22 protein-coding genes, 1 other RNA gene and 1 pseudogene are annotated in these 25,552 nt (G+C 61.8%); 10 read left to right on the forward strand and 14 right to left on the reverse strand.

The window, feature by feature from the left end; all coding sequences use genetic code 11:
* The first annotated feature begins 80 nt into the window (after positions 1–80).
* Together AC1DTN_RS11185 and AC1DTN_RS11190 are read left to right on the forward strand one after the other, a co-directional pair.
* On the forward strand, positions 81–1,364 hold the full coding sequence (locus AC1DTN_RS11185; RefSeq protein ID WP_442206150.1) for an SDR family oxidoreductase: 1,284 nt from the start codon (positions 81–83) through the stop codon (positions 1,362–1,364).
* Positions 1,364–1,834, forward strand: coding sequence for a DUF2269 family protein (locus AC1DTN_RS11190; RefSeq protein WP_310387561.1), 471 nt, complete (start codon positions 1,364–1,366; stop codon positions 1,832–1,834). Before AC1DTN_RS11185 ends, AC1DTN_RS11190 begins: the two co-directional genes overlap by 1 nt.
* Here AC1DTN_RS11190 and AC1DTN_RS11195 read toward each other — a convergent pair.
* Complete coding sequence (locus AC1DTN_RS11195) at positions 1,826–2,419, reverse strand: LysE family translocator (RefSeq protein WP_439015888.1); 594 nt, start codon at positions 2,417–2,419, stop codon at positions 1,826–1,828. The two genes, AC1DTN_RS11190 and AC1DTN_RS11195, sit on opposite strands and share 9 nt — an antisense overlap.
* A gap of 152 nt (positions 2,420–2,571) precedes the next feature.
* Between AC1DTN_RS11195 and AC1DTN_RS11200 the strand changes: the two genes are divergently transcribed.
* On the forward strand, positions 2,572–3,417 hold the full coding sequence (locus AC1DTN_RS11200; protein WP_477920927.1) for an aldo/keto reductase: 846 nt from the start codon (positions 2,572–2,574) through the stop codon (positions 3,415–3,417).
* An 80-nt stretch (positions 3,418–3,497) separates the two neighbouring features.
* Here AC1DTN_RS11200 and ilvN read toward each other — a convergent pair whose 3' ends face one another.
* Together ilvN and AC1DTN_RS11210 are read right to left on the reverse strand one after the other, a co-directional pair.
* Positions 3,498–4,070 (reverse strand): acetolactate synthase small subunit, encoded by a 573-nt coding sequence (gene ilvN, locus AC1DTN_RS11205; RefSeq protein ID WP_113323364.1) that lies wholly within the window; start codon positions 4,068–4,070, stop codon positions 3,498–3,500.
* 26 nt (positions 4,071–4,096) lie between these two features.
* On the reverse strand, positions 4,097–5,890 hold the full coding sequence (locus AC1DTN_RS11210; RefSeq protein WP_113323365.1) for an acetolactate synthase 3 large subunit: 1,794 nt from the start codon (positions 5,888–5,890) through the stop codon (positions 4,097–4,099).
* A 342-nt stretch (positions 5,891–6,232) separates the two neighbouring features.
* Here AC1DTN_RS11210 and AC1DTN_RS11215 point away from each other — a divergent pair, with 342 nt between their 5' ends.
* Positions 6,233–8,278, forward strand: coding sequence for an ATP-binding protein (locus AC1DTN_RS11215; RefSeq protein WP_439015892.1), 2,046 nt, complete (start codon positions 6,233–6,235; stop codon positions 8,276–8,278).
* 7 nt (positions 8,279–8,285) lie between these two features.
* Here AC1DTN_RS11215 and AC1DTN_RS11220 read toward each other — a convergent pair whose 3' ends face one another.
* The gene (locus AC1DTN_RS11220) at positions 8,286–8,543 is read right to left on the reverse strand and encodes a hypothetical protein (protein WP_113323372.1); all 258 of its coding nucleotides are present in this window, start codon (positions 8,541–8,543) and stop codon (positions 8,286–8,288) included.
* Positions 8,544–8,624: 81 nt separating this feature from the next.
* On the reverse strand, positions 8,625–9,521 hold the full coding sequence (miaA, locus tag AC1DTN_RS11225; protein ID WP_477920929.1) for a tRNA (adenosine(37)-N6)-dimethylallyltransferase MiaA: 897 nt from the start codon (positions 9,519–9,521) through the stop codon (positions 8,625–8,627).
* Here miaA and serB point away from each other — a divergent pair.
* The gene (gene serB, locus AC1DTN_RS11230) at positions 9,520–10,410 is read left to right on the forward strand and encodes a phosphoserine phosphatase SerB (RefSeq protein ID WP_439015894.1); all 891 of its coding nucleotides are present in this window, start codon (positions 9,520–9,522) and stop codon (positions 10,408–10,410) included. The genes miaA and serB overlap by 2 nt on opposite strands.
* 293 nt (positions 10,411–10,703) lie before the next feature.
* On the opposite strand, the gene AC1DTN_RS11235 is transcribed toward serB, so the two are convergent.
* The 6 genes and pseudogenes from AC1DTN_RS11235 to AC1DTN_RS11260 all read right to left on the reverse strand — a co-directional run bounded on the left by AC1DTN_RS11235 (position 10,704) and on the right by AC1DTN_RS11260 (position 16,388).
* Positions 10,704–12,443 carry a Do family serine endopeptidase gene (locus tag AC1DTN_RS11235; protein ID WP_113325492.1) on the reverse strand — a complete coding sequence of 580 codons (1,740 nt, stop codon included), beginning with the start codon at positions 12,441–12,443 and terminating at the stop codon, positions 10,704–10,706.
* A gap of 103 nt (positions 12,444–12,546) precedes the next feature.
* A pseudogene (locus tag AC1DTN_RS11240) lies at positions 12,547–12,731 on the reverse strand (DUF2065 domain-containing protein).
* 11 nt (positions 12,732–12,742) lie between these two features.
* Positions 12,743–13,708: a protease modulator HflC gene (hflC, locus tag AC1DTN_RS11245; RefSeq protein WP_442206158.1), complete on the reverse strand. Its 966-nt coding sequence runs from the start codon at positions 13,706–13,708 to the stop codon at positions 12,743–12,745.
* 3 nt (positions 13,709–13,711) lie between these two features.
* Positions 13,712–14,812, reverse strand: coding sequence for an FtsH protease activity modulator HflK (hflK, locus tag AC1DTN_RS11250; protein WP_442206159.1), 1,101 nt, complete (start codon positions 14,810–14,812; stop codon positions 13,712–13,714).
* 146 nt (positions 14,813–14,958) lie between these two features.
* A complete protein-coding gene (locus tag AC1DTN_RS11255) occupies positions 14,959–15,480 on the reverse strand; it encodes a dihydrofolate reductase (RefSeq protein ID WP_477920930.1) in 522 nt (173 codons plus the stop codon).
* Positions 15,481–15,593: 113 nt separating this feature from the next.
* Entirely contained in the window at positions 15,594–16,388 is a 795-nt protein-coding gene (locus AC1DTN_RS11260) for a thymidylate synthase (protein WP_113325496.1), read from the reverse strand.
* A gap of 114 nt (positions 16,389–16,502) precedes the next feature.
* Between AC1DTN_RS11260 and ssrA the strand changes: the two genes are divergently transcribed.
* The 4 genes from ssrA (at position 16,503) to AC1DTN_RS11280 (ending at position 18,063) form a co-directional block, all read left to right on the forward strand.
* Positions 16,503–16,879, forward strand: a transfer-messenger RNA (tmRNA) gene (ssrA, locus tag AC1DTN_RS11265).
* Between the two features lie 131 nt (positions 16,880–17,010).
* The gene (locus tag AC1DTN_RS11270; RefSeq protein ID WP_113325497.1) at positions 17,011–17,523 is read left to right on the forward strand and encodes an SspB family protein; all 513 of its coding nucleotides are present in this window, start codon (positions 17,011–17,013) and stop codon (positions 17,521–17,523) included.
* Between the two features lie 47 nt (positions 17,524–17,570).
* Complete coding sequence (locus tag AC1DTN_RS11275) at positions 17,571–17,759, forward strand: DUF4169 family protein (protein ID WP_037070786.1); 189 nt, start codon at positions 17,571–17,573, stop codon at positions 17,757–17,759.
* An 82-nt stretch (positions 17,760–17,841) separates the two neighbouring features.
* A complete protein-coding gene (locus AC1DTN_RS11280) occupies positions 17,842–18,063 on the forward strand; it encodes a ribbon-helix-helix domain-containing protein (protein ID WP_113325498.1) in 222 nt (73 codons plus the stop codon).
* A 22-nt stretch (positions 18,064–18,085) separates the two neighbouring features.
* On the opposite strand, the gene AC1DTN_RS11285 is transcribed toward AC1DTN_RS11280, so the two are convergent.
* From AC1DTN_RS11285 to AC1DTN_RS11295, 3 genes are all read right to left on the reverse strand, one after another.
* Positions 18,086–21,799, reverse strand: coding sequence for an AsmA family protein (locus AC1DTN_RS11285; RefSeq protein WP_113325499.1), 3,714 nt, complete (start codon positions 21,797–21,799; stop codon positions 18,086–18,088).
* A gap of 89 nt (positions 21,800–21,888) precedes the next feature.
* A complete protein-coding gene (locus tag AC1DTN_RS11290; protein ID WP_477920932.1) occupies positions 21,889–23,301 on the reverse strand; it encodes an FAD-binding oxidoreductase in 1,413 nt (470 codons plus the stop codon).
* Between the two features lie 100 nt (positions 23,302–23,401).
* Positions 23,402–24,454, reverse strand: coding sequence for an aldo/keto reductase (locus AC1DTN_RS11295; protein WP_113325501.1), 1,053 nt, complete (start codon positions 24,452–24,454; stop codon positions 23,402–23,404).
* A gap of 91 nt (positions 24,455–24,545) precedes the next feature.
* On the opposite strand from AC1DTN_RS11295, the gene AC1DTN_RS11300 reads away from it, so the two are divergent.
* Entirely contained in the window at positions 24,546–25,448 is a 903-nt protein-coding gene (locus AC1DTN_RS11300) for a LysR family transcriptional regulator (RefSeq protein ID WP_439015900.1), read from the forward strand.
* Positions 25,449–25,552 lie beyond the last annotated feature (104 nt).

Genomic DNA, 25,552 nt, shown 5'->3' on the forward strand with positions numbered 1-25,552 from the left:
AGGCAGTTTCTTGCGAGCAATACGCGGGCATTACACGGCCGCCCCCTGCTCGATATGCCGTTTTTCGGTAGTCTCCCACTATGAACATCCTGATTCTCGGTGCCACAGGCTTCATCGGCTCGGCGATCGCAGCACAGTTGCTTGCGGACGGCTGCACCGTGACCGGGCTTGCCCGCAATCCCGACCGGGCACGGGTTCGCCAGCCCGCTATCCGCTGGATCCGGGCCGATCTGGAGAAGATGACCAATGTGGCCGACTGGGGGCCTGTGCTGGAAGGCCAGCACGTCGTCGTCAACAGTGCCGGCGCCCTCCAGGACGGTCTTTCGGACAATCTCGCAGCCACCCAGCAACGCGCAATGATCGCGCTCCAGCAAGCGGCGCGACCAGCTGGCGTGACGCTGATCGTCCAGATCTCCGCCCGAACCGACGGCGCCGGCAGCCACTTGCCCTTCCTCACCACCAAGCGTGCTGCCGATACAGCGCTTGCAGCATCCGGCCTGCCTTACGTGATCCTGCGCCCATCCCTCGTGCTCGGCCGCAACGCCCACGGCGGCACCGCACTTCTGCGCGCGCTTGCATCCTTCCCCCTTGCCCTGCCGCTCATCCATGCCGACAGCCCGGTCGAAACCGTCGCCGCCGAAGATGTCGCCTCTGCCGTCTTGGCCGCGATCTCGGACGCACTCCCCTCCGGCAGCGATATCGAACTCGCCGCTGAGGAACGGCACACGCTCGCAAGCCTCGTCAAACTGCATCGCGCCTGGCTCGGCCTGCCGGATGCGCCTGTCATCTCCATCCCGCCGGCAATCGCAAGGCCGGTCTCATGGCTTGCCGATATTGCCGGCCATCTCGGCTGGCGCTCGCCGCTACGCTCTACCGCCATGACCGTCATGTCCGAGGGTGTGCGCATGGACCGCCCCACGCCCTCGGGTCTGCCGACACTCTCGGCTGCGGAGACGCTCGCCGCCCATCCCTCCGGCGTTCAGGACCTATGGTTTGCCCGCCTCTATCTCCTGAAGGCGCCGGTCATTGCCGGGCTGTCGCTCTTCTGGCTGCTATCCGGCCTCATCCCGCTTCTGGCCCCCGCGCAGGCAAGCGCTCACTTCCTGCCCTTCATGCCCGCGGGCGCTGCGGTCACGGTGACAGTCCTCACCTGCCTGATCGATATCGCGCTCGGCGCTGCAGTCCTCTTGCGTCCATTCGCCCGCCGCGCCCTCCTCGGCATGCTCGTCGTCTCCCTCGCCTATCTCTTGGGCGGCACGATGCTGGAGTCCGCGCTCTGGCTCGATCCGCTTGGGCCGCTCGTCAAGATCCTGCCATCGCTGCTGCTGACGCTTGCGGCACTCGCCATCCTGGATGAACGCTGATGCTCGCAGAACTGCTGCTTCTCGCCCATGTTGTCGGCGCAACTGTGCTCTTCGGCACCGGCGCCGGTATCGCCTTCTTCATGGTGATGGCCCATCGCACCCTTAACCCTGTCCTGATCGCCCATGTCGCCGGCACCGTCGTCATCGCCGATACGGTCTTTACGGCCACAGCCGCCATTCTCCAGCCGGTGACAGGCTATCTTCTTGCCCGCATCATCGGCTGGGATCTGACGGAAAGCTGGATTGCGCTATCGCTGGTGCTTTATGTCGTCACCGGCATCTTCTGGCTGCCGGTCGTCTGGATCCAGATCCGGTTGCGCAATCTCGCCCGCGCAGCAGCCGCCTCGGGCACTGCCCTGCCGCCGGCCTATTTCAGCCTCTACCGCGTCTGGTTCGCCTTCGGCTTTCCGGCCTTCTTCGCGGTAACAGGCATTCTCTTGTTAATGCTATCAAAGCCGACGCTATTTTAGCATCGGCCACAAGCTGAGCACGAGCAGCACCGCCATGGTGATGTTGAACCATTTCAGCCGCACCGGATCGGAAAGCCACTGCCGAAGCGCCGAACCGAAGCCCGCCCAGGTGGAAACCGAGGGCACATTGACCGTCGCAAAGGCAAGGCCGACGAGCAGCACGCTGATCAGATAAAGCTCCGGATTCGTATAGGTTGCCATCGCCGTGACCGCCATCACCCAAGCCTTCGGATTGACCCACTGAAAGGCCGCAGCGCCAAGGAAGGACATCGGTTTCACGCCGCTCTTGCCTTCGCTCAGCGACCGCGATGTCGCAATCTTCCAGGCGATCCAGACGAGATAGGCGCCACCGGCAAATTTCAGCGCGATATAGACCGTCGGCACCGTATGCAGCAGCGCCCCGAGCCCCAGACCTACGGCAAGCAGCAGCGACAGGAAACCCGCCCCGATGCCGAACATATGCGGGATGGTGCGGCGAAAGCCGAAATTCACGCCCGAGGCAAACAGCATCATATTGTTCGGCCCTGGGGTGATCGAGGTCGTGAAAGCAAAAAGCAGCAGGGCCAGAAACGTATCCAGCGGCATGAAACCCTCCCGGGGCCGCACAGGTTCATAGCAAGGCGGCCTGTTGAAATTAGGTCAGCATAACTGCCCTAAACCCCTGTCACCATAACATGATTGTCATGGTGACAGGATTACCTGATAGTCTATCGAGCACGCACAGGATCAGAACGGACATGGACGACCCCATCCCCACCATCACCTTTCCCGATGGCACCGAAGTGCCGGCGCTCGGCCAGGGCACCTGGGGCATGGGCGAGGATGCCGGCCATGCGAAGGAAGAGATCGCAAGTCTCAAGGCCGGCCTCGATCTCGGCATGACGATGATCGATACCGCCGAAATGTATGGCGATGGCGGCGCCGAGGAAATCGTCGGACAGGCAATCAAGGGACGCCGCGACGAGACCTTCATCGTCAGCAAGGTCTATCCCTGGAATGCCAGCCGCACCGGCACGATCACCGCCTGCGAAGGCAGCCTCGAACGCCTCGGCACCGACCGCATCGACCTCTATCTGCTGCATTGGCGCGGCAATTATCCGCTGGCTGAAACCGTCGAAGCCTTCGAGACGCTGAAAGCGGCCGGCAAGATCCGTGCCTGGGGCGTCTCCAACTTCGATACCGACGACATGGAAGAACTGTTCTCCGTTCCCGGCGGTCGGAACGTCGCCGCCAATCAGGTTCTCTACAATCTCGCCCGCCGCGGCATCGAATACGATCTCCTGCCCTGGTGCCAGAGCCGCAACATTCCGATCATGGCCTATTCGCCGATCGAACAGGGCCGCATCCTGCACCACCCCGACCTGATCCATATCGCCAAGGCCTATCAGGCGACACCGGCCCAGCTGGCTCTCGCCTTCCTGCTCGAACGCGACGGCGTCTTCGTCATCCCCAAGACTTCGAATATCGAGCGCGCACGCGAAAACCGCGACTGCGTCTCCCTCGATATCACCGACGAGGACTGGGAAGCCCTCGACGCCGCCTTCCCGCCGCCATCAAAGAAAACGCCGCTGGAGATGCTCTGACCTCCAGCGGCGCAAACTGCCATTCAAAAGCAGCCGATCACATGCCCGGGCTGTAACCCTTACATGCCCGGGCTGTCTCTTTACATGCCCTGCCCGCCGCGGTTCATCGCGGCAATGCCAGTGCGGCAGACTTCGATGAGGCCGAGCGGCTTCATGATCGCGATGAACTGGTCGATCTTGGAGGACTTGCCGGTGATCTCCAGGATGAAGTGATCGATCGTCGCATCCACCACCTTGGCGTGGAAGGCGTCCGCTAGGCGCAGCGTCTCGGCGCGGGTCTCGCCATTGCCGATAACCTTGAGCAGAGCCACTTCCCGCTCGATCGGCCGGTCCTGGCCGAGTTCGCGGGCGCGCACCGTCAGGTCCACCACGCGATGGACAGGCACGATGCGTTCGAGCTGCGCCTTGATCTGCTCCAGCACGTGCGGCGTGCCGCGGGTGACGATGGTGATGCGCGACAGATGCGCCGCATGCTCCGTTTCCGAAACCGTCAGGCTTTCGATGTTGTAGCCGCGGCCGGAAAACAGGCCAATGACGCGGGCGAGAACGCCCGGTTCGTTATCGACAAGCACCGAGAGCGTATGGCTCTCGACGGCTGCCGTTTCCGGAGAGATGAAGTAGGCAGAGCCGGTGGGTTGAAGGTGTGCGTTCATGATCCTGGGTTTCCTCTGACTTCTTCTTAGACTAGCTGACGGCCCTTGGCGTCGATCGCGTTGGCGACCGCTTCGTCCGTGGCTTCGTCCGGCAGCAGCATTTCATTATGGGCCTTGCCCGAGGGGATCATCGGGAAACAGTTGGCGAGATTGGCAACGCGGCAATCGAAGATAACCGGCTTCTTGACGTCGATCATCTCCTGGATGGTCGCATCGAGATCATCAGGCTTCTCGCAACGCAGGCCAACAGCGCCATAGGCTTCGGCGAGCTTCACGAAATCAGGCATCGCTTCTGTATAGGAGTTGGACAGGCGGTTGCCGTGCAGCAGTTGCTGCCACTGGCGCACCATACCCATGTACTGGTTGTTCATGATGAAGATCTTGATCGGCGCATTGTGCTGGATCGCTGCCGACATTTCCTGAATGCACATCTGGATCGAGGCATCGCCGGCAATGTCGATGACGAGGCTTTCCGGATGAGCGATCTGCACGCCGAGCGCTGCCGGCAGGCCATAACCCATCGTGCCGAGGCCACCCGAGGTCATCCAGCGGTTCGGCTGTTCGAAGCCGAAGAACTGGGCCGCCCACATCTGGTGCTGGCCGACTTCGGTCGTGATGTAGGTGTCGCGATCCTTGGTCAACGCGAAGAGACGTTCCAGCGCATATTGCGGCATGATCACGTCCTTGCTCATCGCATAGGCGAAGGAATTGCGGGCGCGCCAGCGGGTAATATCGCCCCACCAGGCATCGAGACGGTTCTTTTCCGGCTTCTTCGGCAGTGCGCGCCACAGGCGGATCATGTCTTCCAGAATATTGCCGACATCGCCGCGGATGCCGACATCGACACGGACGTTCTTGTTGATCGAAGACGGATCGATATCGATATGGATCTTCTTGGAATTCGGCGAGAAGGCGTTCAGACGACCGGTAATGCGGTCGTCGAAGCGGGCACCGATGCAGACCATGACATCGCAATCATGCATCGCCATGTTGGCCTCATAGGAGCCGTGCATGCCGAGCATCTTCAGCCAGTTCTTGCCGGAAGCCGGATAGGCGCCGAGGCCCATCAGCGTCGAGGTGATCGGGAAATCTGTCAATTCGACCAACTCGCGCAGCATGCGGGAGGCTTCCGGGCCGGAATTGATGACGCCGCCGCCCGTATAGAAGACCGGCTTGCGGGCGTTGGCCATCAACTCGATCGCCGCCTGGATCTGGTTCAGGTCACCCTGGATCTTCGGCTGGTAGCTCTTCTGGATGGCATGATCGGCCGGCGGCGTGTAGGTGCCGGTGGCAAACTGCACGTCCTTCGGGATATCGACGACAACGGGACCCGGACGGCCCGACTGGGCAATACGGAAGGCCTCATGGATGACGGCGGCGAGCTCGTTGACATCCTTGACCAGCCAGTTGTGCTTGGTGCAGGGGCGCGTGATGCCGACCGTATCGCATTCCTGGAAGGCGTCCGAACCGATCAGCGGCGTCGGAACCTGGCCGGAGAGGCAGACGAGCGGAATGGAATCCATCAACGCATCCTGCAGCGGCGTGACGGCATTGGTGGCACCGGGGCCTGACGTGACCAGCATGACACCGACCTTGCCGGTGGAGCGGGCGTAACCTTCGGCCGCATGGCCGGCGCCCTGCTCATGGCGCACGAGGATGTGCTTGATATCCTCCTGCTGGAAGATCTCGTCATAGATCGGCAGGACGGCACCGCCGGGATAGCCGAAGATGTGCTCGACACCATTGTCCTTCAGCGCGCGGAGAACGATTTCCGCTCCCGTCATCCTGTTGTCTGCCGCTTGATTGTCCGTGCTCGCCATGTGTCTGTTCCGTTTGATGCTGGAGATCTGAGGTTTGTGGCCGGAAGCCCTGATTTCGGGCATAAAAAAAGGCCCCTGAGGAGCCTTCGTCTTGCGCATGGGTGGCTATCGCCGGATGGTTACACCATCCTGCCCATGCGCTTTCCCACCACGATAAGAACGTTCGAAATTGTCATGGGCGGAAGTGATAGACAGAAAATTTCGCAGCGTCAACGCATTCCGCAATAAAAAATCGGCACGCCGTCAACTGCGCAAACCGTCCAATGGGCCGTCCAATTCTGGGGCTGAAGGATTTATTAAAGGATCGATTCTATCCTGCCCTTTAATGCAGGGAGTAACCCTTTGCTCAACAACGACATGATGACGACAGGCAAAGCAGGCGAACAGGATCGCCGCGACAGCCTTGCGCCGGGGAACAGATTTCTCGGGCGTGTCGTTGCATGCAGCGGATCGCGCGCCACCATCGCCGCCGTGGCGGAAGCCGGCGGCACCGATCTCACCGAATTATGGTCCGTCGGCCGGCTGATTTCGATCAGCGTCGGGCGCAATCGCGTCGTCGCCCTCGTCTTTTCCATGAATACCGGTAGCCAGGGCTGGGGCGAAGGTCAGGACAATATCTTCCGCATCGAGACCGAACTGCTCGGCGAAGTCCGCGTCGATGAAGACGGCCGCGAGGAATTTTCGACCGGCATTTCGCGTTACCCCTATCTCGGCGCCATCGCCCACCGCATCCGCTCCGCCGACCTGATACGCATCTATGATGCCGGCAAGGGCGCCACTGCCGTCATCGGCAATCTGACGCAGGATGAAAGCATCGACGCGGCGATCCATGTCCCCTCGATGCTGTCGAAGCATTTCGCCGTGGTCGGCTCGACCGGCGTCGGCAAATCGACCGCCGTCTCGCTGCTCTTGCACAAGGCGATCGAGGCCGATCCGAAGCTGCGCGTGCTGATCCTCGATCCGCATAATGAATTTGCCGCCGCTTTCCCGAAACACGCCGTCACCATCGACACCGACACGCTCGACCTGCCCTTCTGGCTGATGCGGCTTGAGGAATTCGCCGAAGTTGTCTTTCGCGGCCGCCCGCCGGTGCCCGAAGAACTCGACATGCTGCGCGATATCCTGCCGGAGGCCAAACGCGCCTTTCGCGGCAGCGACAGTTCGCTGGTGCGCCGCCAGACGGAAAAGAGCTCGATCACCGCCGACACTCCGGTGCCCTATCGCATCGCCGATCTGCTTGCCCTCATCGACGAGCGCATCGGCAGGCTGGAAGGTCGCGCCGAAAAGCCCTTCCTGCGCTCACTGAAGATGCGCATCATCGCCGCGATCAACGATCCGCGCTATCACTTCATGTTCTCCAGCAACACGATCAGCGACACGATCACCGAGACCATCGCGCAGATCTTCCGCATCCCCGGCGACAACAGACCGATCTGCACCTTCCAGCTCGCCGGCATCCCCTCCGAGGTCGTCAACTCCGTCGCCTCGGTACTCTGCCGCATGGCCTTCGAAATCGCGCTCTGGAGCGAAGGCGCCATTCACATGCTGGTCGTCTGCGAAGAGGCGCACCGCTATATACCCTCGGACCCGAACCTCGGCTTTGTGCCGACGCGGCAGGCGATTGCCCGCATCGCCAAGGAAGGCCGCAAATACGGTGTCTCGCTCGGCATCATCACCCAGCGCCCCGGCGAACTCGACCAGACGATCCTGTCGCAGTGCTCGACGCTCTTTGCCATGCGCCTTGCCAACGACCGCGACCAGGAAATCATCCGCTCGGCCATCCCCAATTCCTCGATCTCGACGACGAGCTTCATTTCCTCGATCGGCAATGGAGAGGCGATCGCCTTTGGTGAGGCGATCCGGGTGCCGATGCGCATGCGCTTCTTGCGCGTCGACGAAACCCTGCTGCCGAAGGCCCATAGCGCCACCAGCAAACATGCCGAGGAAGACCCTGACACCGTCGACCTGCGCCGCATCGTCACCCGCATGCGGGCGATCACATCAGGCCCCGATATCTCCACCTTCCAGCAGAACTACAGTGCAGCGATAGCGGATTACGAGCCGGAAGAGGATTTCGAAGACGAGGACGCTGCTCAGCCCCACGCCAACCAGCCCTATGCCGCTCCATCAGCAGCACAGGCGCCGCTCGAACCCTATCGCCCCGGACTGCTGCCGCAAAGCCGCGCGCAACATCCCGAGACCCCGCCGCTCTCGCCGCAGACTTCCATTGACGCACGCCTCGAAGCGCTGCGCCGCGAAATGCGCCGCGACGAGCAGTCGAGGCCCGCCTTCGGCGAACAGACGTCAGCGCCGCGTCGCGAGGGCGGCATGTCGCTGCGCGAAAGCATCCTGAAGAAGCCGCTGAGCAGCCTTTACGATAAGGACTGAGTACTGCCTACGAACGCGGCTGGCGCGTTGCCGCTGCGATTTCGGAGAGATGCCGCTCGATCAGTGCCAGGAAGGCGATGGTGCCGCAGATCAACGCTGCAATCACGATGCCGCCGATGGCGCCCAAAATTGCTCCGACGATGAACATGCCCGATCCACCCTGCGCCGCTGCTGCAGTCGCACCCGAAAGCGTGGAAAAAGCAAGAATGACGATAGCGATCAAGGCGTTGATCGAAGAAAGCGTCTTGGCGAGAAAGTTGTTCATGCCGGCCCCCATAGCTCCATTGGTCATGATTCGAAGATCATTCTAGCCGTTTGCGGGCGTGAAGCATGGGTCGCTTTGGCGCTAAGGCGAAAGCCGCTCCCAGCTTTCATCCATCTGATTGCGGAACCAGGTCATCTGCCGCTTGGCATATTGCCGTGTGGCGGCGGCCCCACGCTCAATCACCTCGGCGCGGGTCATCTCGCCGCGCAGCATCGCCGCGATCTGCGACACACCGATCGCCTTCATGACAGGCATTTCCGGGGGAAGATCAAGCGCGAGTAGCGCCCTCACCTCGTCTTCCGCCCCCTGCTCCAGCATTTTCTCGAAACGTCCGTTGATATGCTGATGCAGCACGGCGCGATCCGGCAGCACGACGATCTTGCGCGCCCTGTCGGGATTGACGACGACAGGCCCCGCCTGCCCCTGGAATTCTGCAATCGACTGACCCGTCGCCTCGAAGACCTCAAGCGCCCGCACGATCCTCTGCCCGTCTTGTATGTTCAGGCTTTCGACCATGGCGGGATCAACCTTCGCAAGCTCTGCATACAGGCCCTCTGGCCCCTCCTCCAGAAGCCGTGCGCGCAGCCGCTGCCTTACCTCCTCGGGAATGACGGGCATTTCCGACAACCCGCCCGTCAACGCCTTGAAATAGAGCCCTGTGCCGCCGACGAAGACCGGCAGCTTTCCCTCGGCGTTGATGCGCGGCAAAAGCGCTGTCACGTCCCGCAGCCAGGAACCGGTCGAATAGGCCTGCGCGGCCGGCACATGGCCGTAGAGATGATGCGGCACACCATCCATATCCTCTTCCGAGGGTCGCGCAGTCAGCACACGTAGCGTGTCATAGACCTGCATGCTGTCGGCATTGATCACCACGCCGCCATGCTCTTTGGCCAATTCCACTGCGAGCGCGGACTTGCCGCTGGCAGTCGGCCCGGTTATCAGGATCGCATTCACAGCGCTCAGAAGGTTTTCCATCATGGCCCTCGTTGCCACGCTTGTTGCCAATCCGTCAAACCCCGTTCTTTCGCCTGAGATCGCCGAGCGCGCTTCAGACGCCGTCAAGGCATCCGGGCTCTACTGGCTGGCGGATGGCATTGCCTGCGATATCGTGCTCGCAGACGGCTCCGACAGGCAGGCAGTCGAGGCCAATCTGCACGCCGTCATCGCCAACAGCCCGATCGATCTCGTCATCCAGGAACAGGAAACCCGCCGCAAGAAGCTGCTGATCGCCGATATGGATTCGACAATGATCGGCCAGGAATGCATCGACGAACTCGCTGCCGAAGTCGGCCTGAAGGAAAAGGTCGCCGCCATCACCGCCCGCGCCATGAACGGCGAGATCGCCTTCGAACCGGCGTTGCGGGAACGCGTCGCCCTCCTGAAGGGCTTGCCGATCTCGGTCGTCGACGAAGTGATCGCCAAGCGCATTACGCTTACCCCCGGCGGCCTTGAACTGATCGCTACCATGAAGTCGAAAGGCTATTATACCGCCCTCGTCTCCGGCGGCTTCACGGTCTTCACCAGCCGCATCGCAGCTACCCTCGGCTTCGACGAAAACCGCGCCAATCTCCTGCTTGAGGAAGACGGCCTCCTCTCCGGCCACGTCGCGGAACCCATTCTCGGCAAGCAGGCCAAGGTCGATGCTCTCAACGACATCGCCACCCGCCTCGGCATTTCCCCCGAAGAAGCCATTGCCGTCGGCGACGGCGCCAACGATCTCGGCATGCTGCATCTGGCCGGCTCCGGCGTCGCCCTCCACGCCAAACCGGCTGTCGCTGCCGAAGCCGACATGCAGATCAACCACGGCGACCTGACCGCGCTGCTCTATATCCAGGGCTACCGGAAGACGGATTTCGTGACGGCATGAACCGCACGAGGCGTGGCTGAAAACTGAAAAGGAGCGTCATAACCGCTCCTTTCGCGTCTTGGGGCGGCAAGCGCCCCTCCCCACCCTCATTCCTGTGCTTGTCACAGGAATCCAGCTACCGAGCGTCCGCGCGGTGAATGACTCGTATTCTCCGTAAAGGGAGAAAGTCTTTCCTGCCCAAGGACTTGGGCAGGCTGGATCCCTGTGACAAGCACAGGGATGAGGGAGAACTGGGCGGTCGCCGCGACTAATCAACTACCCTAGTCACGGCATCCTCCGCCAACCGACAGCCCTCACTCCATCGGCACTGCGACAAACCGCAGGTCGCCATTCGCTGCAGCGACCATCATCTGCGCGTTGCGCCGGCCTTCCTGCTTCAGCGTCTGCACCTTGGTAGCAACCGCATCCGGCGACTTCATGAATTCCTGCGCCACTTCGACGATCACGTCGCCGGGCTTCAAACCCTTTTCGGCGGCGGCCGAACCCGGCGCAACCTCAGTCACGACGACACCATCAACGCTTTCGGCAATGCCGAAGGCCTTGCGGGTCTCGGGGCTGAGCAGCGAGAGTGAAAGACCGAGCACATGCTTCGGAGCAGCCTGACCGGGCGTTGCCTGATCCTGGCTCTGGCTTTGCCCTTGTCCCTGGCCCTGTTGCTGCGGATCCTGGCCGTCAGGTGCGGCCTGCCCCTGATCGCCACCCTGATCCGGTTCGTCCATATCGTTGTTTTCACCAGGATCGGGATTGATGACACCGTCATCCGTCGAATTGTCGTTGGCGGCGGCCTGGTCGCTATCTTCGAGACGACCGAGCGTTACCTTGACGGTCTGCTCCTTGCCGTCACGCAGCACCACCACATCGACTTCTTTGCCGACGGGGCTTTCGGCCACCACGCGTGGCAGGTCGCGCATCTCGCTGACGACCTTGCCGTCGAATTTCAGGATCACGTCGCCGGCCTTGATCGAGCCGTCATCGACCGGCCCGCCCTTGATGACGCCAGCGACTAGCGCACCCTTGGCGGTGTCGAGGCCGAGGCTGTCGGCCACTTCGTCGGTGACAGGCTGAATGCGCACGCCGAGCCAGCCGCGCCGCGTCTCGCCATATTCGCGAAGCTGGTCGACCACGCCTGAGGCAAGCTCCGACGGCACTGAGAAGCCGATGCCGATCGACCCGCCCGACGGGGAGATGATCGCCGTATTGATGCCGATCACTTCGCCCTTCATGTTGAAGAGCGGACCGCCCGAATTGCCCTTGTTGATGGCCGCATCCGTCTGGATGAAATTGTCATAGGGGCCGGCATTGATATTGCGGCCGCGGCCCGAAATGATGCCGACCGTCACCGATCCGCCGAAGCCGAACGGGTTGCCGATTGCCATCACCCAGTCGCCGATGCGCATGACGCTGGAATCGCCGAACTTGACGGATTTCAGCGGCTGTTTCGGCTCGACCTTCAATACCGAAAGGTCGGTCTTGGTGTCCGTGCCGATCAGCTTGGCCTTCAGCTTGGAGCCATTGGCGAAATTGATCTCGATGTCGTCGGCGCCCTCGATCACGTGGTTGTTGGTAACGATATAGCCGCTGGGGTCGATAACGAAGCCGGAGCCGAGCGAGCTGACATTGTGATTGGGGCCACGATTGCCCTGCTGCTTGTTGAAGAAATCGTTGAAGAATTCCTGGAAGGGCGAGCCGTCTGGCGCGCGCGGCGCCGGGCCTGCACCTTCGTCGTCCTTCACATTCTGCGAGGTCGAAATATTGACCACGGCATCGAGCAGTCCCTCGGCGAGATCGGCGACCGAAGCCGGTCCATTGCCCGGAGCCGTCATCTGCACCGGCGGAGCGGCGGGCGCTACTGCAGCCGGGGAAACCGGCGCCGGTTGAGGGGCGGCAGGGGCCGGTGCTGCCTGTTCAGGTGTCGCTGGTGCGGGGGCGGTTTGCGCATGCGCAACACCGCTTGCGCCGACATTTGCCAGAAGGGCGGTGCCGGCCAGCAGCGCGAGCGTTCGTCTGAAGGGCGAGCGAGTCGTGGGGGCCATCAAGCTTCCTCGTCTGGGGTAAAGGCGCACATACAGCACCAGCATAAGGCGGAATGATGGAGGGCGAAATCACCTTTTCGCGAAATCCCCTTGCGAATGTGATCTAGCCTCGCAAAAGCCAGACACAGCCGACGCCGAGCGCTATCGCGGCAAGCCCGAAGACCCTGAGTTGCCGCTCCCGAACGGTGGGGAGAAGCTTTGCCATCTCGATAAGAAAACGAGGGGCCAGTGCGTAGACCAGCCCCTCAATGATAAGGAAGAATGCAGTCCGGTCAGGAGGTCCTGCATTCAGTCTGTCGTCAGTTCGCCGGCGGTGCCGGAGCGGCCGGCTGTGCGGCCGCAGGCGGCACGAGGCCCCCGGTCTGGCCCGGTGCAGCAGGCTGGTTGCCGTCCGCATTCTCGAAGTAGCGGAAGAACTGCGAGGTCGGCGAAAGCACCAGCGTCGTATCCGGCGAGGAAAGTGCCGTGGAATAGGCGGCCATCGAGCGGTAGAACTCGAAGAAGGCCGGATCCTTGCCGAAGGAATCGGCGAAGATACGGTTGCGCTCCGCATCACCTTGACCGCGCAGGATTTCCGAATCGCGCTGCGCATCGGCAGTGATCTCGACGACCTGGCGGTCGGCGACAGCCCGGCGGCGCTGGCCCTCTTCATTACCCTCGGCGCGGATGCGCTCGGCTTCGGCCAGACGCTCGGAGCGCATGGCGTTGTAGGTGTTCGGAGCCACTTCCGGCGAAAGGTCTGTCCGGCGGATGCGGACGTCATCGATATGCAGGCCGAGATTTTCGGCATCGGTGCGCAGATCGTCGCGGATTTCGAGCATCATCGCCACGCGCTCTTCCGAAAGCGCGGCATTGTAGTCACGCAGACCGTAGACGCGGCGAAGCGAGGAATCGAGCTGCGCACGCAGCCGTGCCTCGGCAGCGTCGCGGTCGCCCGAGACCGTTTCGCGAAAACGGCGCACATCCGAGATGTTGTAGATCACGAAGGCGTCGACATCGAAGGTCTGGCCGTCCTGAACCTGAACGCGGATATTGTCGAGGTCGAGCCTGAGCGCACGCTTTTCCACGAACTGCACGCGGTCGGCATCCATGAAGCCGAACGGCAGCTTGAAGTAGAGGCCGGGCTCGCTCTTCACCGACTGGATCTGACCGAAGCGCACGACGATGGCCTGCTCACGCGCATTCACGACGAAGATCGACGAATAAAGAATGGCGAGAACGATCGCGAGCGCGATGAGGATTACGGGAAGTCTGTTCGATACCATGGTTCAACCTCCCTGCCGTGCCGGTGCTGGTGCCGCCGGTCTGTTGATCTCGTTGAGCGGCAGGTAGGGCACGACGCCCTGCTTTTCGTCGATCACGACCTTCTTGGAGTTTTTCAGAACCTGCTCCATCGTTTCGAGGAACAGGCGCTTGCGCGTCACATCGGGAGCTTTCGAATATTCGTCATTGATGGCCGTAAAGCGCTGCGCTTCACCTTCCGCTTCCTTGACGACGCGATCCTTGTAGGCGGCTGCGTCTTCGCGGATGCGGGCTGCATCGCCTCGTGCCTGACCGAGCTTCTGGTTCGTATAGCGGTTGGCGTCTTCGATCGTGCTGTCGCGGTCGCGGCCGGCACGCTGTACTTCTTCGAAGGAGTCGGCGACTTCGCGCGGCGGCGCCACGTTCTGGATCGTCACGCCGGTCACGGTAATGCCCGCGCCGTAACGGTTCATCGTATCCTGAACGATGTTGAGAACCTGCGTCTCGATCGGCTGGCGGTTGCTGCGGAAAGCGTCCAGCGCCGGACGGCGGCCGACGACTTCGCGCATGGCGCTGTCAGAAACCTGCTGCAGTGTTTCAGCCGGATTTTCCACACCGAAAAGATAGGCCTTGGGATCGCTGATCGTATAGAAGACGGCAAACTGCACGTTGATGACACTCTTGTCGCTCGACAGCATCAGCCCGCTCGAAGAGCCTGCCGTGGTCGCGCCGATGTTCAACTGCTGCACCGTCACCTTGACCGTCTCGACGGTTTCAACCGGCCAGAAATGGAAATGCAGGCCCGGCATGGAAATCTCCTGCTTGGGCTGGCCGAAGCGCAGCTCAACGCCGCGCTCGTCCGGCTGGACGACATAAATGCATTGGAAAAGCCAGAAGATCGCGACAACAGCCACGATGATCGCAACGACACCGCCGTTGAAACCACCCGGAATGAAGCCGCGCAGCTGATCCTGCCCGCGCCGGATGATGTCTTCCAAATCGGGCGGACCGCCCTTGCCGCCGCCACCGCCGCGTGGACGGTTCGGCCCCTGCCCCCATGGTCCCTGATTATTACCGCCGCCGCCGCCCCAAGGGCCGCCGCCGCCATTCTGATTGCTCCAGGGCATCAAAACCTCGTTGTTCGTTACGTCATACACATCCGACCGCCGTGGGGGCTGCCGGCGGATGCGATCCGACCGTTATAGGTATCGGCGCATCTGCTTTCAACGCAGCGTCAGAAACTTGGTCAATATAATTGGAAAATAGTTCCTTTTCAGGCATCTCGCCGTTCATAAACGACGAAACGCGTGGGATAGGTGTCCCTTTCCCCGGCTGGAACATCAAGGCTCTCGGTCGCCACCCAGATTGTGGGATCGATCTCGGGAAACGACGTGTCGCCATCCACATCGGCTTCCACATGCGTCACACACATGCGGTCGACGAACGCCATCGCCTGCGCGTAGATCTGCCCGCCGCCGAGGATGGAGATCTCGTTTTCACCCTGCTTGCGGGCGAGCTCCTCGGCCATCTCTATCGCCTCGTTGAGCGAGCGGGCCATTTGCACGTCGGGAAGATCGATAGCGGCACCGCGCGAGATCACCACGTGCTGGCGCCCCGGCAGCGGTTTGCCGCCGAAGCTCTCGAAGGTCTTACGACCGACGACCACAGGCTTGCCTGTTGTCATCGCCTTGAAGCGCTTGAGGTCGGTCGAAAGCCGCCAGGGCATGTCGCCGTCGCGGCCGATAATGCCGTTGCGCGCAACGGCAACGAAAATGGTCTTGCGGATATCGGACATCGGCCTTCCCGGCTTGGAGCATGCGCGCAAAAGTATGCAGCGGTTTTGCGATAACGACACGCGAAACAAAAGCCTAAAGCGTGGCAAGCGATCTAAAAAGATCGCGACACGCTTCAGACGGCGATCGGCGCCTTGATATTGGCATCCGCGTCGTAGCCGACGAGTTCGAAATCCTCGTAGACGAAGCCGAAGATATCCTTCACATCGCGCTTGATCAGCATGCGCGGCAGCGGCTTCGGCTGGCGCGCCAGCTGCAGCTTCGCCTGGTCGAAATGGTTGTGATAGAGATGTGTATCACCGAGCGTATGGACGAATTCGCCATATTTCAGCCCAGTCACCTGCGCCACCATCATCGTCAGCAATGCATAGGAGGCGATGTTGAAGGGAACGCCGAGGAAGATGTCCGCCGAGCGCTGATAGAGCTGGCAGGAAAGCTTGCCGTCAGCCACATAGAACTGGAACAGGCAGTGGCAGGGCGGTAACGCCATCTCGTCCACTTCTGCCGGGTTCCAGGCCGAAACGATGTGACGGCGCGAATTGGGGTTCTTGATGAGGCCTTTTACGAGATTGTCGATCTGGTCGATATGCCCGCCATCCGGTGCCGGCCAGGAGCGCCACTGCGCGCCATAGACCGGGCCGAGATCGCCGTTCTCGTCGGCCCATTCGTCCCAGATGCTGACGCCGTTTTCATGCAGGTATCGGATATTGGTCTCGCCCTTGAGGAACCACAGCAGTTCATAGATGATCGAGCGCAGATGCAGCTTCTTCGTCGTCAGCACCGGGAAGCCGGCATCGAGATCGAAGCGCATCTGATAGCCGAAGACCGAACGCGTGCCGGTGCCCGTGCGGTCACCCCGGTCGGTGCCTTTTTCCATCACATGGCTCAAGAGGTCGAGATATTGCTTCATGGTCGCCACCGATTCCTTTTGCACCCAATTTAAGAGCAAAGCGGCCGCAAACCAATGCGTCTTGCTGATTATCCAAGCAAAATCCCTGGAGAGCACGACGCTTTTATGACGTATCCCCTTCCCTTGCGATCACAAAAACACTATATCACCCATGCCGGCTTTCGGGCCGGCTATGGCGATAAACGGGCGGTGGAATAAACCTATTGGACCCGGGGGCGGTACCCGGCGCCTCCACCAAAAACAGGCGGCTCTCCTTTTGGAGAAGGGCCTGCTTTTGATGGGGGCGAAATAGGATCGACAAGGGTGTAAAGATCGACTTTTCGCTCGGCATGATACCGCCGTTATCGGGTCACAAGTGTAGTTGCAAACGACAACAACGCTAAGGAATACGCTCTCGCTGCCTAACGGCGGTGCGGGAATTCCGCTCTAAGTCCTTACGGTTAGCCCCGTAAGGCGGGGTCCGAAGGCACCTGGCAACAGAAGCCTTCACCTTCTCCCCTTTTTCGATGAAATCATGTATGCTTGATGAACGCATGAATCGGCTTGCGCCTTTCCCAAAGCGCCCGGACGTGCCATACAAGTTCGTGAAAAGACTTCCAAACCGACGAAAGACAGGAAAAGCATGGGGCAGGATCATATCCGCTACGACATTCTGGCACAGGACGCGTTGCGCGGTGTCATCCGCAAGGTCTTGACCGAAGTCGCAACGACGGGCCGTCTGCCCGGCGACCATCACTTCTTCATCACGTTTCTCACGGGCGCTCCTGGCGTGCGCATCTCGCAGCACCTGAAGTCCAAATATCCCGAGCAGATGACCATCGTCATCCAGCACCAGTTCTGGGAACTGAAGATCACCGAATCCCATTTCGAGATCGGCCTGTCCTTCTCAGACGTGCCGGAAAAGCTCGTCATTCCCTTCAACGCCATCCGCGGCTTCTACGACCCCTCGGTCAATTTCGAGCTGGAGTTCGACGTACCGCTGAGCGACGGCGAGGAACTTCCGGCCGCCGAGATCACCGCCTATCCCGTTGATGCCGTCAAGACGGAGGACGCGGCCGCAAAGCCTGCCGCAGAAGGCGAGGAAAAGAAACCGGGCTCCGTCGTTTCGCTCGATTCTTTCCGCAAGAAGCAGTAATGCCGAGGGAGGCGAAAGCCTCCCTTTTTCATGATGGAGGCAACCGCGTGAGCGCCGAAATCGTCAATCTACGCCAGTTCCGCAAGCAGCAGGCTCGCTCCGAAAAGGAGAAGCAGGCAGAGCAAAACCGCATCTCCCACGGCCGTACCAAGGCTGAAAAGCAATTGACCCGCGCCCTCAACGAAAAGGCCGAAAAGGCGCTTGATCAGGGCCGGATTGAAGACGACAAGACCTGATCGCCGGCGGGTGAAAAGCCTGGGCGATCAGACAGATGCGGTTCCTGACTGAATCGCTTTCTCAACGAAGACGAAGCAGGCGATGATCCGCAAACATTCGGCGACGTTGCATGGGCACCGCACCAGTTTCTCGCTGGAAGATGAATTCTGGACCGAGTTGAAGGCGATTGCCGCGGGTCGTTCCATGCCGCTCGCGGCGCTGATATCAGAAATAGACGATGGCCGCGCGCCTGACAGCAACCTCTCCTCGGCGCTGCGCCTGCACGTTCTGTGCTGGCTGAAAAACGCCGTGGCGAACGCCTGATCGTCCGCTTGACCGGCCCTTCTTACTGGGCCTGAACGCCGGGCAACTGATCGAAATTGAGCTGGCCGGGCTGCAAGGGCTGTTCTGCCCGCCGCGCGGCCTCAGCCTCCGAAGCAGCCTTTGCCTTCGCTTCTGCCTCAGCCTTGGCGCGCGCCGCAGCTTCGGCAGCCGCCTTCGCCTCGGCTTCCGCCTTGCGCTGGGCCGCCTGCTGCGCAAGAGCCCTCAGCCGCTCTTCTTCCGCCTGCCGCTGCCGCTCGATCTCGGCAGCTGCAGCCCGCTGGGCGTCATTGAAGCGATAGAGCGCCACCTCGCGCCGCAGCCGCTGCTTTTCCAGCACATTGGTCTGCAGCCGCTCGACACGACGCCGCTCGCGCTCGAAGGCGCGCAGCGAGAGAAAGCTGGTAATATCGGTCACATCCATCGTCTTGCCGGGCGAGGCCAGCAGGCCGGAGAAGTTCAGCCGGATGCCCGGCTCCGCGCCCGAAAGCGCCTCCGCGCCGGGATTGAGGCCGATGCCAAGTGTCGCGCTGATGCGCCCCTGCGGCAGCTCGATTTGCGCGTCGGCGCTCAAATGTGCCAGATCGTTGGCAACGCTGACATTCTGGACCCGCAGCGTACCGTCAGTCACGTTGAAGGGAATGCCGAGCGGCGGCAGCTTCGCCTCGCCATTGTTCAGCAGCGTTTCGACAATCGGATGTATCTTGCCGGCATTGATCTGGTCCTGCATCGGATCGGTGGCGGCCAGCAGCGGCGCCAGGATCGCAAGGTTCAGCCCGCGAACGCTCGTCTCGCCGAGCCGGATTTCGCCCGAGCCGTTCAGAGAACTCGCAATTTCCGAAACCGTCTTGCCCGAAGCTTCGAGCGCCAGAGACATGCCGAACTTGCCGTTGGCGACAGGCGCGCCGTCGCGCGGCCAGACGACGCCGCCGAGATCGGAATCGGCAAGTGCAAGCCGCAACTGCAGGAAGCCCGTGCCATTGGCATTCGTAACGAGCATATTGCCGGAGAGCGCGCCGCCATCCCAGTTGCCGGCCATGTCGTTGAGCTGCAGCTCGTCGCCCTTGTAGGCAACGTTTGAGGTGAAATCGTTCACAGCCGTGTTCAAAAGCCCAGGCCAGAACTGCTTGGCGGTAAGCTTCAGATTGACGTCGAGATCGCGGAAGAGCGGCAGGCCGAGGGCGGCCGTTGTCAACTGGCCGTTGGCGGGATCGTTGATCTGCCCGAACACGGCTTCGCCGAGCCAGCCGAGATCGGCCTTGGAAAGCGCGAGCGTGCCGCTCGCCGTCGTCTTTGCCGCCTTGCGATCGAAGGTCAGCCCGCCGGCAAATTCATTGTCGGCAGCATGCCCGTTGAGATCCGCCAACACCACCTTATCGGCATCGATGGTCGCGTTGGTCTGCAGCTTGAAGGGCAGCCCGGTGCCAAGCTCAGGCAGCGCGATGCCGTTCATGACCAGATACGGATCGAGATCGGCGCTTTCGAGCGATACGGCGACATTGCCGTTCATGAAAGTGTCGGGCCGTACATCGACCTTGCCGTTTGCCGTAAACGACGTCCGGTCTGTCGCGAAGGTCAGCGCGGCATCGGCAGGATCATTGCCCGCCGCCGTTACCTTCAGCGTCATGCGGCCATTGGCGCCCGCGTCGACCGGCAGCGGATCGAGACCCGCCTGCCCGAACAGGATCGACGGCACGGCATTGTCGAGCGTCGCCTCCAGCGTCGTCGTGCCGCTGCCCGTCAGCGCCAGGAGGTCGGACATGCGGTAGTCGAGATTGACGCGGCTGCCGTTCGAAACGCCTGCGAGCGTCACCGAAAGCGCATTGCCGTCGTCGCCGCCGAGCGTCAGCGCGCCGCGCAGTGCCGTATTGCCGTACCAGCCGGCGTTGCGCACCAGCCGGTCCATTACAGGATGATGCGGCAGATGCTCGCGCAGCATGGCGAAGAAGGCGCCGGGATCGGCGGCCTTGAAGGTGATCTCGCCGGTGCCCTTATAGTCGAGAAGCGATCCCTCCGCCTTGCCCGTCGCCGTCAGTTCGGCGCCCGCAAGGTTCTTGATCGACAGCCGGTCGACGGAAAGCGCCCCATCAGCGAGCGTAAAGGTCGTCTCGACATTATCGGCCTGCACGCCGAAGGCCGTGAATTTGTCGGCCTTGAGCTGCGCGGCAATCTTGTGATCGAGCACATTGTCGCCGGCATCCTGACCGGTAAAGAGACCAGTCAACGCCCTCAGCGCATCGAGATCGAGTGAATCGCCATTGAGCGCAACAGAAAGCGACGGCGTCTGGCCGTTGGTCGCCTGCCGCTCCAGCCGACCCTTCAGCGTCGCAGCACCGATCGCGATCTCCAGGTTCTCGAAGCGCTGCAGATCACGCGTCAGGCTGACATTGGCCGAAAAGCCCGCCTGCCGGAGCTGGCGGATCGCCGGATCGACCGAACCTGCCAGCCAGGAGGCAAGGCCCGTAGGCTGCGTGGAGGCAACCACCATCTGGCCGTTGAAGGACGGATCACCCGTGAGCGTCAGCTTGCCCTTGCCTTCCACCTGCGTGCGGCCGGGCAGCGTGCCGACGGCATTGTCGATCATCCAGCCATTGCCGGCCGGCCTCAGTTCCAGCGCCACGTCGCGGATCGTCGTATCGCCGGCAACGATTGCCGGCAGGCGCACCGTCGCCTTGCCCGGCACTTGCGGGATCGGAACCTGGCCGACAATTTCGAGCAGCGAGTTCAATCGCTGACGTGCCGAAACCGCAGGGTCGCGGTTGGTCTTGCCCGCGGCACCCTGATTGCCGATACGGTTGACGTCGATCTGCTGGCCATCGGCGGTCAGCAGGAATTCCGGCGCACTGCCGGTGTCGAGCGTCGCCTCGCCCGTGATCACATAGGGGTCGTCGGTCGAGCCGACTTCCATACGGTATTCGGGAACGCGGATGCGGTCGTTGGTGAGTTCGAAACGACCCTTGAGGCGCGGCGGCGCCTCCCCCTTTTCGCTCTTGCCCTCACGGTTTTCGATCGCCGCAACCAGCGTGCCCTGATAGTTCGGCCGGCTGTCGACGAGCTTCAGTTCACCATCGAGATCGACGGTGACGGGATGCTTGTCCGGCGCAAGCCGGGTGCGCACGCGCAACACGCCACTCTCGTCCGGCTGATTGCTGGAGATGGAAAAGCTGCCATGTTCGCCGTCGAGCGTGCCATCGCCCTCGATGCGCCATGGACCGGCGAGCGACTTCGCCGACATTTCCGCATTGAGCCCCGTCACATGCCGCGAACGGCCGGACTGGTCGTCGATGAACTCGATCTCGCCGCCGTTGACATGCACATTTTCCAGAACGACGGTCTTGGCCGGAATTTCCGGCTGGCTGCCACGCATCCAGTCCAGCGAGCCATCCTTCAGAAGCCGCAGCCGCACCTTGGGGTTGACGACCCGCATGTCGAAGATCAGCGCCTCGCCCGAGAGGAAAGGCGCAAGCTCGGCATCCATGGAGAACTGCTCGACCTGGACGACCGGCGTGCCGTCTTCTTCCTGGCCGACGCGCACGTCATGCAGCGTCACGGACGGAAACGGCAGCAGCCGCGCGTCGACCGTGCCATGCACCGTCACCTTCTTGCCGATGATGCGGCTCGCCTGATCCTCGAAATTCATCCGGAAATCCGTCCAGTCGATGAACAGCGGTGCCAGCAGCGCCACGAAGAGCACTACGACGATCACTCCTCCTAGAAAGACGAGGAACCGGCCTACCAAGTCAGGGATTCTCCATTCGGGATTCTGTTGCCGACACTAGCGCTATTCATGCCGGGGGCAAGGGCCAAGATCATGAGATTATTCCATTTTCAGCCCAGATGAAAAATCTTGCCGGGATTGAGGATATTGTCAGGATCAAGCGAGCGCTTGATCTGGCGCATCAGGTCCACCGTACCCCCGAGCTCCTGTTCTAGAAATGCCATTTTCCCCTGCCCGATCCCGTGTTCGCCGGTGCATGTGCCATCCATTGCCAGCGCCCGCACATTCAGCCGGGCCACGAACTCCTCGGCCGTGGCAATCCCCGCGGCACTCTTGTCGTCGAACAAAAGCTGCACATGGAAGTTCCCGTCGCCCGCATGGCCGACGATCGGCGCCAGCAAACCATTCGCCTCGATATCGGCCTGCGTTTCGGCAACGCAATCCGCAAGCCGCGATATCGGAACACAAACATCGGTCGAAAGTACGGCAAGTCCGGGCGCGAGCGCGCGCACCGACCAGTAGGCATCATGGCGCGCCTTCCAGAGCTTGGTGCGCTCCTCCGGGGTCGCCGCCCACTTGAATTCGCCGCCGCCGCATTCGGCCGCGATCTCGGCAAAGGCGGCCGATTGCAGAGCCACCGTCTCGTCCGTGCCGTGGAACTCGAGGAAGAGCGCCGGGCTCTCCTCATAGGGAAGACCGGCATAGGCGATGCTGGCACGCATCTGCAGCGCATCGACAAGCTCGATACGCGCCACCGGAATGCCCATCTGGATCGTCATGATGACGGCGTCGCAGGCAGCCTTGACGCTCGGGAAGGCGCACACACCTCCGGCGATCTTCTGCGGAATGCCGTGCAGGCGCAGCGTCACCGAGGTCAGGATGCCGAGCGTGCCTTCCGCACCCACGAAAAGCCGTGTGAGATCGTAACCGGCCGACGACTTGCGCGCCCGCCGCGCCGTGCGGATTTCCTCGCCGGAGGCGGTCACTGCCGTAACGGCAAGCACATTGTCCTTCATCGTTCCGTAGCGAACGGCATTGGTGCCGGACGCCCGTGTCGAGGTCATGCCGCCGATCGAGGCGTTGGCGCCGGGATCGATCGGGAAGAACAAGCCGGTATCGCGCAGATGGATGTTGAGCGCTTCGCGGGTGATGCCCGGCTCGACCGTGCAATCGAGATCCTCCGGATTGACTTCAAGCACCCGGTTCATTCGGCTGAAATCGATGGAAATTCCGCCATTTGGCGCGTTGACCTGCCCCTCAAGCGAGGAGCCGGTGCCGAAGCCGATAACAGGCACTTTATGATCGGCGCAGGCCCGCACAGCGGTCTTCACATCGTCAGCCGTCTCGGCAAAGAGCACGCCGTCGGGCAGTTGGGCGGGAATGTAGGTGGTCGTGTGAGCATGCTGGGCGCGAAAAGCCTGGCCGGTCTGGAAGCGCTCTCCGAAGCGCTGTTTCAGAATGCCGATGACGGCCTCTATGCCCGCCTCGTTTCGCACCCCAGTCTTCGCGTCGCGCAGTGCCATGCCGTTGATCTCCCTGCATTCCACAGCCTGCTACAGCATCTGTAGCAGGCCGGGTATGCGGCAAGTCAAAGCGGCTGTCCAGCCAAGATTCGGGAAGATTTCATCCCATCTTTGTTGCAGGGACCGCGGGCGGGTTGAGCCGCGCAAAGCCCTCCTGCCGATAATAGGGAAAATAGGGATAGGGCGGCGTCACAGCACTCACCGCATCCAGCCGCCCGATCTGCTCCGGCGTCAGCCTCCAGCCGACCGCGCCGAGATTTTGCCTGAGCTGCTCCTCGTTGCGCGCGCCGATGATGACGCTTGAAACCGTCGGCCGGCCGATCAGCCAGTTGATGGCGATCTGCGGTACGGTCTTGCCGGTCTCGGCGGCAATTTCATCCAGCACATCGACGATATCGAAAAGCTTCTCGTCATCGACGGGCGGGCCGTATTCGGCAGTCTGGTGCAGACGGCTTCCCTCGGGCAGCGACGCACCGCGGCGGATCTTGCCGGTCAGCCGGCCCCAGGCGAGCGGGCTCCAGACCAATGCACCCACCTCCTGATCGGCGGCAAGCGGCATCAACTCCCATTCGTAATCCCGCCCGGCAAGCGAATAATAGACCTGATGTGCCACGTAACGCGGGTATCCATATTTTTCCGACAGCCCAAGCGATTTCATCAGCTGCCAGCCGGAGAAATTGGAAACACCGACGTAGCGAACCTTGCCAGCGGCCACGAGCCCATCGAGCGTAGCGAGCACCTCTTCGACAGGAGTCGAGGCATCGAAGGCATGAAGCTGCAAGAGGTCGATATAGTCCGTGCCGAGCCGGCGCAGCGCATCCTCGGTCGCGCGGATCAGCCGTGCCCGCGAGGTGCCCCAATCATTCGGTCCCTCGCCCATCGGCAGCGCCGTCTTGGTCGAGACCAGTACCGCGTCGCGCTTTCCGGAGATCGCCTGCCCCAGCACCTCCTCGGAAGCACCGGCCGAATAGACGTCCGCCGTATCGAACAGCGTCACACCGGCCTCCAGGCAGATATCCACCATCCGCCGCGCCTCTTGCGCATCCGTCGTGCCCCAAGCGCCAAAGAGCGGCCCGCTGCCGCCGAAGGTGCCGGCCCCGAAGCTCAGCACCGGAACCCTCAAGCCCGATGCGCCTAGATTTCTGTATTCCATGATTCAATCTCCTGTTTTCTGAAGAGATAGACCCGGCCAGAACGATGATATAGATTGCCTTGGAGCATATCATCTGTGATTTGAATTCATCATGAGCCGTCAGGACATCAATCGATCGGGCGAAATGGAAGTCTTCGTCAGCGTCGTCGAGCGCGGCGGTTTTTCCGCTGCGGCCCAGGTGCGGCGCATGACGCCGTCAGCCGTCAGCAAGCTGGTCGCCCGGCTGGAAACCAGGCTCGGCGCCCGCCTCGTCAACCGCTCGACGCGCAAGCTGCAACTGACGCCCGAAGGCTGCGCCTTCTACGAGCGCAGTGTCGCGATCCTCGCCAATATATCGGAGGCTGAGCGTTTCGCCTCGGCCGGAGAACAGGCCGCGGGCCGCATCAGCATCAACACCAGCGGCTCCTTCGGCAATCATGTTCTGGCGCCGCTGATCCCGGCCTTCATGGCCGAGCATCCGGATGTCACCCTCGATATCACCCATACCGACAAGGTGGTCGATCTGCTGGAAGAGCGTGCCGATGTCGCAATCCGGGCCGGCCCGCTGAAGACATCGAGCCTGATCGCTCGCAAGCTCGGCGCTGCCAGAAAGATCATCGTCGCCTCGCCCGATTATCTTGAGCGACACAGCAAACCGCGCTCGGCCGAAGAACTGCGCAATCACCGCCGCATCGGCTTTTCCTATGCCCGCGCACTGGAAGGCTGGCCGGTCATTGATGCCGGCGAGACGATCACCATTCCCCTCACCCCCGGCCTTCAGGTCGGCGATGGCGAGGCTATGCGATATCTCGCGCTCTCGGGTGCCGGCCTTGCCCGCATGACAGAATTCACCGTGCGTACCGATATCGCTGCCGGTCGGCTCGTTCCCGTGTTGGAAAAACTCAATCCCGGCGATGTCGAGGAGTTCTATGCCGTCTATATCGGCCAGGGCGGCCCTCTTCCCGCACGCGTTCGCGCCCTGCTTGATTTCCTCGCGAAACACATCCGCCTTTAGCAGCACAAAGGTCAGATTCCGCAATTGACCCATTGGCCACCGCGCGCCTATATCGGGTCTGCGCCTGCCGGCCCTCGCAGCCGGCCTCTTCATACTGCCGGGGC

It is taken from the genome of Rhizobium sp. 01T444 (assembly GCF_056398305.1).